Raw genomic sequence first — 13,911 nt, 5'->3', positions numbered from 1 at the left:
AAATTTAGTATGGGATTATTAGATGGAAAAACAGCCATTGTGACCGGTGCGGCTCGTGGTATTGGTAAAGCTATTGCTTTGAAATTTGCTTCTGAAGGAGCAAATATTGCATTTACAGATCTTGTTATCGATGAGAATGCACAGAATACAGCAAAAGAAATCGAAGCAATGGGTGTGAAAGCCAAAGGATATGCGTCGAATGCTGCCAATTTTGAAGATACTGCAAAAGTAGTGGAAGAGATTCATAAAGATTTCGGCCGTATCGATATTCTGGTAAACAATGCAGGTATCACTCGTGACGGATTGATGATGCGTATGAGCGAACAGCAGTGGGATATGGTTATTAATGTGAACCTGAAATCTGCTTTTAACTTTGTGCATGCGTGTACTCCGATCATGATGCGCCAGAAAGCCGGAAGCATTATTAATATGGCTTCTGTAGTGGGTGTTCACGGTAATGCCGGACAAGCTAACTATTCAGCTTCAAAAGCAGGTATGATTGGTTTGGCTAAATCTATCGCTCAGGAGCTTGGCTCTCGTGGTATCCGTGCCAATGCCATTGCTCCGGGATTCATCATTACTGACATGACAGCCGGCCTTTCGGAAGAAGTGAAAACAGAATGGGCTAAGAAGATTCCATTGCGTCGTGGCGGTACTCCTGAAGATGTGGCTAACATCGCTACTTTCCTTGCTTCTGATATGTCTTCTTATGTATCAGGTCAGGTGATTCAGGTAGATGGTGGTATGAATATGTAATATTCGGTATGACCGTCATATACGAAGACAATCATATTATAGTAGTTAACAAGACCGCTTCCGAAATCGTTCAGGGAGACAAAACGGGTGATACTCCTCTTTCAGAAACTGTCAAGCAATATCTGAAAGATAAATATCAGAAACCCGGAAATGTCTTTATCGGTGTAACCCATCGGCTGGACCGCCCCGTGAGCGGTCTTGTTATTTTTGCGAAGACCAGTAAGGCTCTTTCCCGCTTGAATGAGATGTTTAAGAACAGTGAAGTGAAAAAGACCTATTGGGCCATCGTGAAGAATTGTCCGAAGCAACCCGAAGGAGAATTGGTTCACTATCTGGTGCGTAACGAGAAGCAGAATAAAAGCTACGCTTATGATAAGGAGGTTCCCAACAGTAAAAAGGCGATTCTGAACTATAAACTTATCGGACATTCGGATCATTACTTTCTACTCGAAGTTGATCTGAAGACCGGACGTCATCATCAGATTCGTTGCCAGTTGGCAAAGATGGGATGTCCCATCAAAGGTGATTTGAAATATGGTTCTGCACGTTCCAATCCGGATGGAAGTATTTGTTTGCATGCCCGGCATGTGCGTTTTGTTCATCCGGTGTCTAAAGAATTGATTGAACTCGATGCTCCTGTACCGGATAGTAACTTATGGCATGGATTTCAATGAAAAAGAGTGATGTTTTCATTTAGATGGATCCTCAAATAATTTCAACCGGAGCACAACTTTGGTTATCTACTTCCCTATATAAACGCAAAAAAGCCATTCCCTGAATAGACGAAGTAGGAATGGCTTTTTTGTTGTAGTGTGCTTACTATTATTCGGCAAACTGTGCAAATGCTCCTGATGCTGCGACCGTTATAGCGGTTGTGTCGGCTACTTCTTTCTTAGGCTCAGTTTTTGCAGTGTCTTTGACCTCTTTCTTTGGGTCTCTTTTCACCGGATCCTGTGCCATTGTAAAGAACGATCCACAAGCAAACATAAACATAGCTACTACTAAAACTAACTTTTTCATAATTATTTTCTTGTTAAAGTTCTGATTGTCTGTTTTTAATTTCATGTTAAGGTCTAGGTTAAAACCATCACAAACAAACATAAACATTGCTACTACTATAAAACTAACTCTTTAGTTTTATCTTTCATTTGGTTAAACACTTGTATTGAGTATTTCCCAAATCTTGTGCCAAAAAGAATACGTGTGAACTAATCTGTTGATTTGTAGGTGAGTAAAAAATGAATGGAAATGGGATGCAGTGTGGAATGTTGTGGAAAATGTGGAAAAGGGTGTGGAAATATTCCACACCTTGGTGTTCTTTAGAGGTCGATTCCGTATAGTTTCAGTTTATTGTATAATGTTTTGCGGTCAATATCGAGTAATTGTGCAGCACGGCTTTTGTTGTTTCCTGTTTGTCGGAGTGCTTCCAGTATATGTTCCTTTTCGGCATCTTCATCCCGTAATGTCATTTTGGGAGTTGATAGTTGTGTTTCCAGAATTTCACTACCCAGTTCTGCAAGGCCTATGAAACTGCCTTGAGCAAGCAATGTGGCGCGTTTGATGATATTCTTCATCTGCCTTAGGTTGCCGGGCCAGTGATATTCGAGTAATGCCTTTGAAGCATTGGCATCGAAGCCGATCAGTTGCTTGTCAAGCTCTTTATTAGCCTGGTCGAGGAAGAAGTTGGCAAAAAGAAGGATGTCTCCGCCACGTTCTTTCAGAGTAGGCATGCGCAAAGTAAATTCATTGATTCGGTGGTAGAGGTCTTCGCGGAATGTACCTTTTTCGATGGCTTGTTCCAGGTTCTCGTTGGTTGCAGACACCAGACGGATATCGACAGTAATTTCTGAGTTTGAACCAACAGGGCGTATTTTACGTTCCTGTAGTGCACGAAGAAGTTGAATTTGTATTTCGTAACTCAGGTTACCGATTTCATCAAGAAAGATGGTACCCCCGTTCGCTGCTACAAAAGCACCGGTTTTATCAGAGAGAGCACCGGTGAAGGAGCCTTTGATGTGACCGAAGAACTCAGAAGCGGCCAACTCTTTGGGGATGGAGCCACAGTCGATGGCAATAAACGGTTTGTCGCTACGTTTGCTTAATTGGTGAATACGATGGGCTATATACTCTTTTCCCGTTCCACTGGCACCGTTGATCAGGACTGACATGTTGGTGGGAGCTACCAGGCTGACATAGTTATAGAGTTGTTTGGCAGCATCACTTTCTCCTTCCAGATAGGAATGAGATTCTTGTTTGGTTTTAGGGCTTTTCTCCGTGAGGGGAGTTTTGGGAAGAGGAGCTTCTTTCTTTTGAAGTGCTTCGCTCATTTTCTTAAGCAGCTCTTCGGGATTAACGGGTTTGGCAATATAGTCTTGTGCACCCAGTTTCATTGCTTGTACGGCTGATTGGATATCTGCATATCCTGTCATGATAATCAATGGGATATGGAGCTCTTTCTCACCCATCCATTTCAACAGGTGAATACCATCGTGGTCGGGAAGTCGCAAGTCGGAAAGAATCAGGTCTACCGGTTGTGCATCGATGTGCTTTTGCGCACGTGCAATGTTACTCACTGATGATACATTAAACCCTTTTTTGCCTAACCAGGTTTTTAGCATCATCCCGAACGTAATATCATCTTCAACTATCAGTATGGATCTCATGATGTTAGCTTTTGCCTCTTTTTGTGAGCTACAAAGGTAAGAGGTTTTGAGGTAAAGTCGTATATTTGCAGACTTAAATTAAATAAAAGCGTTATGAAACAGAATTTTTGGATATTATTAATTATACTGGCTTGCAGCGCAGTAGCTTGTAAGTCGGGACAAAAGAAAGATGGAAACATGGAAAAAGAAACTGTATTGAAGATTGAGACCTCTATGGGGGATATCAAAGTAAAGTTGTATAATGAGACTCCGAAACATAGAGATAATTTCATTAAACTGGCTAAAGACGGAACATATAATGGAACGTTGTTTCATCGTGTCATAAAAGACTTTATGGTGCAAGCGGGTGATCCGGAATCGAAAAATGCTCCGAAAGGTAAGATGTTGGGTTCCGGTGATGTAGGTTATACGGTTCCGGCTGAATTTGTATATCCGAAGTATTTTCATAAGAAAGGCGCTTTGTCTGCTGCCCGACAGGGAGATGAAGTGAATCCCAAGAAAGAGTCATCCGGTTGTCAATTCTATATTGTTACCGGAAAAGTGTTCAATGATTCGACACTTCTGAATATGGAACAACAGAAGAATCAGAATAAGGTAACTGAGGCTTTTAATGCTTTGGCGCAAAAACACATGAAAGAAATCTATAAAATGCGTAAGGCCAATGATCAGGACGGACTTTATGCTTTACAAGATACTCTGTTTATACAGGCTGAAGCGGAAGCTGCCAAACAACCCGATTTCCACTTTACTCCTGAGCAAATAAAAGCTTATACAACCGTCGGAGGTACTCCGCATCTGGATGGTGAATATACTGTTTTTGGCGAAGTTGTCGAGGGCATGGACATTGTTGACAAAATCCAGCAGGTAAAAACAGACCGCAGCGATCGCCCGGAAGAGGATGTGAAGATTATTAATGTTTCTGTTATTGAATAAATATGCTGCAAATCAACAGGCATATTCTGGATAATGGTTTGAGATTGGTTCATGCGCAGGACACCAGTACGCAGATGGTTGCGCTCAATATTCTCTATAATGTGGGAGCCAGAGATGAAAACCCGGAGCATACCGGGTTTGCCCATCTTTTTGAGCACCTGATGTTTGGCGGTTCTGTGAATATACCCGATTATGATGCTCCGTTACAATTGGCAGGAGGGGAAAATAATGCCTGGACCAATAATGACATTACCAATTATTACCTCACTGTACCCAGACAGAATGTGGAAACCGGATTTTGGCTTGAATCTGATAGAATGTTGAGCCTCGATTTCAGTGAACGCAGTCTGGAGGTTCAGCGGGGAGTGGTAATGGAAGAGTTTAAGCAGCGTTGCCTTAATCAGCCCTATGGTGATGTTGGGCATTTGTTGCGTCCGCTGGCTTATCGGGTTCATCCTTATCAATGGCCTACCATCGGTAAGGAGTTGTCTCACATAGCCAATGCTACATTGGAAGAGGTCAAAGATTTCTTTTTTCGTTTTTATGCACCTAATAATGCTGTTCTGGCTGTTACCGGCAATATTTCGTTTGAAGAGGCTTTACATCTCACAGAAAAGTGGTTCGGTCCTATCCCCCGCCGGGAAGTTCCTTTGAGGCAATTGCCTCCGGAGCCGGTACAAACGGAAGAACGCCGTTTGGTAGTGGAGAGAAATGTACCGCTTGATTCGCTTTTTATGGCGTACCATATGTGTGACCGCGCGGATAGCGATTATTATGCTTTTGATATCTTGTCGGATATCTTAAGTAACGGACGTTCCAGCCGTTTGAACCAGCATCTTGTGCAAGAAAAGCAATTGTTCTCGAGTATCGATGCTTATATATCGGGAACACTTGATGCCGGCTTGTTCCATATCAGTGGGAAACCGGCAGCCGGTGTGTCGTTGGAAGAAGCTGAGGCTGCGGTGCGTGAAGAGTTGAATGAACTGCAATCTGCTTTGATCCAAGAACAGGAACTCGAGAAGGTAAAGAATAAGTTTGAATCTACCCAGATATTCGGAAATATCAATTATCTGAATGTTGCCACCAATCTTGCCTGGTTCGAATTGAACGGGCGGGCTGAAGATATGGAAAAGGAGGTTGAACGCTATCGTGCCGTGACTGCCGACCGTTTGAACGCGGTGGCACAAACTGCATTCCGAGAAGAAAATGGAGTAGTACTTTATTATAAGAGTAGTAGAGGAGAGAAGGATGAGACTTATATATAAGAATCATTATAAAGCATTGTTTCTTCTCGGCCTTCCCATTGTTATCGGGCAAGTGGGGGTTATTGTGCTTGGCTTTGCCGATACCTTAATGATTGGTCATCACAGCACCAACGAACTGGGAGCAGCCTCCTTTGTCAATAACATGTTTACGCTTGCCATTATTTTCAGTACCGGATTTTCATATGGATTGACTCCTATTGTAGGGGGCTTTTATGGGACTCGTAGATTTGCGTCTGCCGGGCAGGCATTACGTTGCAGTTTGCTTGCCAATCTTTTGGTCGGTATTTTATTAACCGTAATTATGGGCATTCTCTATCTGAATGTTGAAAGATTGGGGCAACCGGAAGAGTTATTACCCTTGATCAAGCCCTATTATCTGATACTACTTGCCTCGCTGGTCTTTGTGTTGCTATTTAACGGATTCAAACAGTTTACCGATGGAATAACCGATACTAAGACAGCTATGTGGATACTTTTGGGTGGAAATGTACTGAATATCGTGGGGAACTATATCTTGATTAACGGTAAACTTGGATTTCCCGAACTTGGATTATTGGGTGCCGGAATCAGCACGTTGTTCTCACGTATTGTCATGGTGCTGGTATTTGCATTCGTGTTTTTTAGCAGCCGCCGTTTCTTACGTTATAAACTGGGATTTATTCGCTTGGGATGGTCGCGTACATTGTTCCGTCAGCTGAATGCCTTAGGATGGCCTGTAGCTTTTCAAATGGGGATGGAAACCGCTTCATTTAGCTTGAGCACAGTGATGGTAGGATGGTTGGGGACTATCGCCCTTGCCTCACATCAGGTAATGCTTACTATCTCACAGTTCACGTTTATGATGTTTTATGGGATGGGGGCGGCAGTAGCTGTGCGTGTCAGCAATTTCAAGGGTCAAAACGATATTGTTAATGTACGTCGTACTGCGTATGCCGGGGCACATATCATATTGGCTATGGGAGTTGTTCTGCTGTCTATTGTCTTCTTGTTCCGCTATCAGGTAGGAGGATGGTTTACCGACAATACCGAAGTCTCTGCGATGGTAGTTGTTCTGATGGTGCCTTTTCTGGCTTATCAGTTCGGCGATGGGATGCAAATCAATTTCGCTAATGCCCTGCGTGGTATTTCGGATGTAAAGCCTATGATGCTGATTGCTTTTATCGCCTATTTTATCATTTCTCTCCCGGCCGGATATTTCTTTGGATTTGTTATGGGCTGGGGATTACTCGGGGTCTGGATGGCTTTTCCTTTCGGACTGAGTAGTGCGGCCATTATGTTATGGTTACGTTTCAGATATAAAACAAGATAAGTTATGGCTATTCCTTCCCGTTTCACAAAAGTAAAGATCGCGGCGGGGTATACTTTGTTGCTGGTTGTGCTGCTGCTCTCCCTGTTGTTTGTACACAGGGAGATGGAGAAACTGTCTGATACGGACGATGTACAGAGTTTGCAGACGGATAGTTTGCTGCTTTTACTGAAAGAGAAAGATGAAAATACCATCCGGATGCTTCAGATCATTAATGAAGCGAACGAGAGTATGATTACTCCGGTTGAATTGGATTCCATCATTGCTGAACAAGATACAGTGATCACTCAACAGCGTGTGCAACATCGTATCATCACCAAGCGTGACTCTGTGATTACGAAACGAAAGAAAAAGGGTTTTTTCAGGAGGTTGGGCGAGGTGTTCGCTCCTTCGAAAGAAGATACGGCTGTGCTGGTAAATACAGCTGTGGAATTTGCGACCGACACCATTCTTGAACCTTACAATCCGATTGATTCACTACATCAGCGCATACGAACGGTGACCAAACGGAAGTCCAGGCCTGTGGTACGGCCCAACTACAATGCCCGTCTTCGCCGGATGAATAAGGAATTAACCACTCGTATTGACAGCATGATTACGACCTATGAGCAAGTAGTCACCCAACGTGCTATGGACAACGCATCCGAACAGCAAGAACTTCGGAACCGTTCAACTCGTACGATTGGCGGGATTGCCATTGCCGCCGTGTTGCTGTCCGCCTGCTTCCTGATTATGATTTGGCGGGATATCACCCGGAGCAATCGTTACCGGAAGGAATTGGAGGAGGCCAATAAGCGTGCGGAGGCGTTGTTGGAGGCTCGTGAAAAGTTAATGCTTGCCATCACTCATGATTTTAAAGCTCCTTTGGGGTCTATCATCGGATATACGGATTTATTGACCGGGTTGACTACGGATGAAAGACAGCGTTTCTATCTGGACAATATGAAAAGTTCCTCGCAACATCTGCTTAAACTGGTAAGTGACTTGCTCGACTTCCACCGGTTGGATCTGAATAAGGCAGAAGTCAACCGGGTTACTTTTAATCCGGCACAACTGTTTGAAGAGATACGTATTAGCTTCAAACCACTGACCGATGCCAAACATCTGACTTTAAGTTGCAGTATAGACGCCGAACTGGACGGACGCTTTATCAGTGATCCGCTCCGTATCCGGCAAATTGTAAATAATCTGCTTTCCAATGCTGTGAAATTCACAGCTAAGGGTAGCATTGCATTGAATATTACCTATCATTCGTCCAGTGTCCGCATCGAGGTGGTGGACACAGGTAAAGGTATGGCACCTGGTGACCGTGAAAAGATATTTCAGGAATTTACCCGGTTGCCGGGAGCGCAAGGTGAGGAAGGCTTTGGACTGGGGCTTTCCATTGTACACAAACTTGTGACCTTGCTCGAAGGATCGATTAGTGTTCAAAGTACCTTGGGTGAAGGGAGTCGTTTTATTGTCATTCTGCCGCTCTATCCTGTGGGGCCTGTGACAGGAGAGAAGCGGGAAGGAAATGTGTCTTCGGTTTCAACGACAGATCAAGCCGGTGAGGACGGGGTAATGGCATCTCCAAAATTAAACCGTGTTTTATTGATTGATGACGACCGGATTCAATTGGCTCTGACTGCCGCTATGCTTGAACAACAAGGCATTCAGGCTGTTTGCTGCCAACAGCCGGATGAGTTGATTGAGCAACTTCGTACGGCTACATTCGACGTGTTGCTGACTGACGTTCAAATGCCTGCCATCAATGGTTTCGATTTACTGAAACTATTGCGTGCATCCAATATACCTCAGGCGCGTACTATTCCGGTAATTGCTGTTACCGCCCGGAGTGAGATGAATGAACAGGACTTTCAGGAACACGGCTTTGCAGGATGTTTGCATAAGCCTTTTACGGTAAAGGAACTCTTGACGATTATCAGTGGTGAAGAAATGACCGGTTCGTCAGCTGAATTGACACCGGACTCCCTTAACTTTCGGGCGCTGACTGCTTTTTCCGAAGATGATCCGGAAGCTGCCTCTACCATCATTCAAACCTTTATTGAAGAAACGGAGAAGAACCGGAACCGGATGGAAAGCGCTATCCGAGCCACTGATGTGGATGGGATAGCCGGCATGGCTCACAAATTATTGCCTCTGTTTACGTTGCTTGGGGCTTCCGAGGCACTTCCTCTGCTATTATGGCTGGAGCAGCGTCGTGGCGAAGCCGTATCGGACGAAATGATACAAAAGGCGAATGAAGCTCTTCGACAGGTAGATATCGTAATGACTGAGGCAAGACGATATGTAGCGGGAGATTGACAATCGGTGATTGCCGTAAGTGTCTATTCGTATACAAAATCGTCGTCACTTTAATCTTTTTCCGGAAAATTTTGTTTCCTTTGTATCACTTTTTACATTGAGAGACAAGCTTCATGAAACGAAAATGGATCAAATGGGTAAGCTGGATTTTGCTTACCCCCCTCATACTCTTTGTGATACTGATGGTATTACTCTATATCCCTCCCGTACAGAATTTTCTGAGAAAGGAGGCTGCTGCTTATGCTTCCGAAGCAACCGGCATGCAGATCAATGTACGTCGCATCGATTTACGGTTTCCTTTAAATCTGTTGGTACGGGGAGTTGAAGTCATCCAGGCTCCCGATACATTGCTTTCACTTGAAAGCCTCAATGTACATGTGCAGGCACTTCCGCTTTTCCGTGGCAAGGTTGAGGTAGATGACATCAGCCTTCAGCAGGTAGCGGTTAATTCTGCCAACCTGATAGACGGTATGCGGCTGAAAGGTGTTCTGGGTAGTTTTAGGCTGGAGAGCCATGGGGTGGATCTACCCAATGAAATAGCCATTATAAACCGGGCCGAACTCTCTGATACTCATGTACAGTTGCTTTTGAATGATACCACTGCTACGCCTAAAGATACTGCTCAAAGTGAGGTCCGCTGGAAAGTAGACCTGCGTCATTTGAAATTGAAGAATGTCTCTTTCAGCATGCAGTTACCGGCAGACAGTATGCGCTTGGCGGCTCATGTGGAAGAAGCACAAGTGAATGATGCGGAAGCCGATTTGAAGAATTTGCATTACGGGCTTCGTAGTTTTCTGGTATCGGGTACCTCGGTCAATTATGATGTGGGCACCGCGGAGCCGGCGGAAGGTTTCGATCCTTCACACATCGCTTTGCGCGATATTCGTATCGGACTCGATTCGATGTATTATCGCGGACGCAATATGAATGCTGTTATCCGTGAGTTTTCGATGAACGACCGTTCCGGATTAAGTGTCACTTCGCTTACCGGACGTGTGTTTGCCAATGATACCATTATCCAAGTGCCGAGTTTGAAACTGCTGACTCCACATTCCGAAATGGATCTTACTGCACAGACTTATTGGGAGTTGGTGAATATTCCTACTACCGGACGTCTGACTGCTCGCTTTAATGCGATGATCGGGAAACAAGACGTGTTGTTGCTGGCCGGTGGATTGCCGGATAGCTTCAAAGAGGCCTATCCCTTCCGTCCGTTGGTGATACGTGCCGGTACGGAAGGAAACCTGAAAGAGATGCAGATAACCCGGTTCAGTGCCGAGTTGCCCGGAGCTTTTTCACTTTCGGGCGGTGGAGAGTTATTGAATCTGACCGATAGCCTGGAGAGGTCCGCCATTATTGACCTGAGGATGCAGACACAGAATCTTAACTTCCTGACCGCTCTGGGCGGAACGAGGCCGGATAGTTTACTTGTTATTCCCAATCAGATGTCATTGGTTGCGAAAGCCCGAATGAAAGGGCCTCAATATATGGCGCAACTCCTGTTGAAAGAAGGAGAGGGAATGCTGAATTTAGATGCTGCATACAATGGAAGCACTGAGGCTTATCGGGCTGACCTGAAGGTGGACGCTTTGCAACTTCATCATTTCCTGCCCAAAGACTCGATCTACGAACTGACTACATCGGTCGCTGCTGTGGGAAGAGGGATCGATTTCACTTCTTATCGTACGACTGCCTCTTTGAAGGCCTCACTGCAATCGTTGCATTATGGGCGTTATCAGATTTCGGGAATTGAAGTGACCGGTGATGTAAAGAACGCACTTGCCACAGCCCGTTTAGTGAGTGACAACCGCTTGTTAAAGATGAATGCCAATGCCGAATATCACCTTGCCAAACCTTATATGGACGGAAAGCTTGATATGGATGTTACACAACTTGATTTGTATGAACTGGGGATTGCCCCTAAACCCCTGAAATATCCTTTAGCTTTTAATTTTACGGCAGAAGCCCGGCGCGACCGTATTTTCACTCATCTTACGGCCGGTGATATGAAGCTTAACCTTTCGGCACGTTCCAGCCTGGATAAGCTGATTAAACAGTCAGCACATTTTGCTGATGTGCTGGTCAAGCAAATAGATAAGAAAGAACTTGATCACGGGGAATTGCGAGAGGCGTTGCCGACCGCTATATTCTCGATGTCGGCCGGTAAAGAAAATCCGTTGGCCTATTATCTGGCAACGAAAGATATCGCTTTTCACGATGTGGGTGTGAAGTTTGGCACTGCTCCCGACTGGGGGATCAACGGAAAAGCCTCTATTCATGCATTGAAGATGGATACCTTGCAACTGGACACGATCTACTTTACTGTCAAGCAGGACACGACTCGCATGAGTTTGCACGGAGGGGTCATCAACGGCCCCAAGAATCCGCAGATCGTTTTTAAATCGAGCTTTGCCGGAGAAATACGCAACGATGATGCCGAACTCACGCTACGCTATGAAAATGCGAAAGGCGAAACCGGGGTACTTTTCGGTGTGAACGTCCGTCCATTGGTCGAAGGAAACGGAAAAGGCGATGGGCTTGCTTTTACGCTGATACCGGAAAATCCCATTATTGCTTTCCGAAAGTTCCACTTCGTCGATCATCACAACTGGATATACCTCCATAAAAACATGCGCTTGTATGCCAATGTCGATATGGCGGATGACGAAGACATGGGATTCAGGATAAAATCAAACCGGAGCGATACTGTATCGTTGCAGAATATTGATGTGGAGTTGCAACGCATCCGCCTGTCTGAGATCAGTGAAGTGCTTCCTTATCTGCCTGACTTGTCCGGGCTCTTCTCGGCTGAGGCTAATTACGTGCAGACAGCTACTTCCTTGCAAGTATCGGCTGAGGCTAATATTGATGAATTGACTTATGAACGTCAACGCATCGGCGATGTTGCACTCGGTGTGACCTGGCTTCCGGGTGAAAGAGGAAAACATTATATCAGTACTTATCTGACCCATGAGGGCGAGGAGATATTGATGGCTGACGGTTCGCTTCATCCTTCGGTGACCGGTAAAGACAGTATTGAGGTGAATGCCATCATGGAACATTTTCCGTTAAAGATAGCCAATGCCTTTGTACCGGATCAGGTAGTCACCCTTTCCGGCGATATGGACGGTGGGCTTCACATCACCGGTGATACAGACCGGCCGTTGGTCAACGGGGATCTGGTCTTGGACAGTGTGTCGGTCTTTGCCCGTCAGGCAGGGGCGCGGTTTACGTTCGACAATCGTCCTGTACAAATCAAAAACAGCCGTTTGACTTTTGATAAGTTCGCTATATTCACTACCGGAAAGAATCCTTTCACGATTGATGGTACAGTCGATTTTCGGAATTTGACCGATCCCAGGGTTAATCTGTCCATGCTGGCAGAAAACTATATGCTGCTCAATGCTCCCCGTACAAAGGAGAGCCTGGTATATGGCAAAGTGTTTGTCGACTTCAATGCAACCGTGCGCGGACCGGTAAATGCGTTGGTGATGCGCGGCAATATGAATTTGCTGGGCAATACGGATGTCACTTATGTATTGATGGACTCGCCGCTTACCGTGCAGGACCGGTTGGGAGACCTGGTTACTTTTACTTCTTTCAGTGATACGACGACCGTACAGAAAGAAGAAGCCCCTGTTGTGTCACTTGGCGGACTCGACATGATTATGACTGTACAAATCGATCCCGGAGTCCGGTTGAAGGCCGATCTGAGTGCTGACCGTAGCAGCCGGGTAGAGTTGCAGGGAGGAGGCAATCTGAGTATGCAATATACACCGCAAGGTGATTTGTCCTTATCAGGCCGGTATACCCTTACGGGTGGTATGATGAAGTATGCACTTCCCGTGATACCCCTGAAAGAATTCAATATAAACAATGGCAGTTACGTGGAATGGACCGGTAATCCGATGGACCCGATGCTCAATCTCAAAGCTACCGAGCGCCTTCGCGCTTCCGTAGGCAGTGAGAACGGGCAATCGCGTATGGTCAACTTTGATGTGTCGATTGTAGTTAAGAACCGTTTGGATAACCTTTCACTGGCCTTTGAGATCGATGCGCCCGATGATGCGGAAGTGCAGAATCAGCTGGCTTCTATGAGTGCTGATGAACGGGGTAAACAGGCCATTGCAATGTTGGCTACCGGGCTCTATCTGGCTAATTCGGGAAGTTCCGGAGGTGGGGGACTGAATATGGGATCGGCATTGAACAGTATACTTTCCAGCCAGATCAATGCATTGGCTGGAAACCTGAAGAATGCCAGCTTCTCGATGGGAGTAGAAGACCACGATGCGGCTGATGCGGGAGGAAAACGTACCGACTACAGTTTCCGTTATTCGCAGCGTTTCTTCAATGACCGTTTCCAGATCGTACTGGGTGGTAAGGTGTCTACCGGCGCGCAGGCTACGAATGATGTCGAGTCGTTTATCGACAATATCTCTCTCGAATATCGTCTCGATACATCCGGTACCCGTTACATTCGCCTTTTCCACAATAAGAATTACGAAAGTGTGCTTGAAGGGGAGATAACGGAAACCGGTATCGGTCTGGTACTGCGTAAACGTATCGACAGATTGGGTGAGTTATTTATTTTCCGTAAAAAGAAGAAGACACTTCCTGAGACGCAAAAAGCTCCGTCTGACAGCGAAGCACATCAGTAATTGATTAACAACAGAGATTTAAA

General features: G+C 45.4%; 9 protein-coding genes. 7 read left to right on the top strand and 2 right to left on the bottom strand.

The annotated features are described in order from the left end of the window. Positions 1-9 precede the first annotated feature (9 nt). Together fabG and BSHG_RS02180 are read left to right on the top strand one after the other, a co-directional pair. Positions 10-756, top strand: a complete 747-nt coding sequence (gene fabG, locus BSHG_RS02175; protein WP_005792012.1) for a 3-oxoacyl-[acyl-carrier-protein] reductase — start codon at positions 10-12, stop codon at positions 754-756. Positions 757-764: 8 nt separating this feature from the next. Further along, positions 765-1,430 (top strand): RluA family pseudouridine synthase, encoded by a 666-nt coding sequence (locus tag BSHG_RS02180; protein ID WP_005792014.1) that lies wholly within the window; start codon positions 765-767, stop codon positions 1,428-1,430. Between the two features lie 148 nt (positions 1,431-1,578). Here the strand turns inward: BSHG_RS02180 and BSHG_RS02185 are convergent, their stop codons facing one another. Both BSHG_RS02185 and BSHG_RS02190 read right to left on the bottom strand, forming a co-directional pair. Then, positions 1,579-1,821 carry a hypothetical protein gene (locus tag BSHG_RS02185; protein WP_008661343.1) on the bottom strand — a complete coding sequence of 81 codons (243 nt, stop codon included), beginning with the start codon at positions 1,819-1,821 and terminating at the stop codon, positions 1,579-1,581. Between the two features lie 254 nt (positions 1,822-2,075). After that, positions 2,076-3,419, bottom strand: coding sequence for a sigma-54-dependent transcriptional regulator (locus BSHG_RS02190; protein WP_008661342.1), 1,344 nt, complete (start codon positions 3,417-3,419; stop codon positions 2,076-2,078). Positions 3,420-3,512: 93 nt separating this feature from the next. Here BSHG_RS02190 and BSHG_RS02195 point away from each other — a divergent pair, with 93 nt between their 5' ends. The 5 genes from BSHG_RS02195 (at position 3,513) to BSHG_RS02215 (ending at position 13,888) form a co-directional block, all read left to right on the top strand. Beyond that, positions 3,513-4,352, top strand: coding sequence for a peptidylprolyl isomerase (locus BSHG_RS02195; RefSeq protein ID WP_005792021.1), 840 nt, complete (start codon positions 3,513-3,515; stop codon positions 4,350-4,352). A gap of 2 nt (positions 4,353-4,354) precedes the next feature. Then, positions 4,355-5,617, top strand: a complete 1,263-nt coding sequence (locus BSHG_RS02200) for a M16 family metallopeptidase (RefSeq protein WP_005792023.1) — start codon at positions 4,355-4,357, stop codon at positions 5,615-5,617. Then, positions 5,601-6,926 carry an MATE family efflux transporter gene (locus BSHG_RS02205; RefSeq protein WP_005804263.1) on the top strand — a complete coding sequence of 442 codons (1,326 nt, stop codon included), beginning with the start codon at positions 5,601-5,603 and terminating at the stop codon, positions 6,924-6,926. Before BSHG_RS02200 ends, BSHG_RS02205 begins: the two co-directional genes overlap by 17 nt. Positions 6,927-6,929: 3 nt before the next feature. Continuing rightward, complete coding sequence (locus tag BSHG_RS02210; RefSeq protein ID WP_008661340.1) at positions 6,930-9,230, top strand: ATP-binding protein; 2,301 nt, start codon at positions 6,930-6,932, stop codon at positions 9,228-9,230. A 113-nt stretch (positions 9,231-9,343) separates the two neighbouring features. Beyond that, positions 9,344-13,888 carry a translocation/assembly module TamB domain-containing protein gene (locus tag BSHG_RS02215; protein ID WP_008661338.1) on the top strand — a complete coding sequence of 1,515 codons (4,545 nt, stop codon included), beginning with the start codon at positions 9,344-9,346 and terminating at the stop codon, positions 13,886-13,888. Positions 13,889-13,911: the final 23 nt, after the last annotated feature.

The sequence above is a fragment of the Bacteroides sp. 3_2_5 genome, assembly GCF_000159855.2.
Taxonomy (GTDB): domain Bacteria; phylum Bacteroidota; class Bacteroidia; order Bacteroidales; family Bacteroidaceae; genus Bacteroides; species Bacteroides fragilis.
This window is presented reverse-complemented; position numbering and strand designations above follow the sequence as displayed.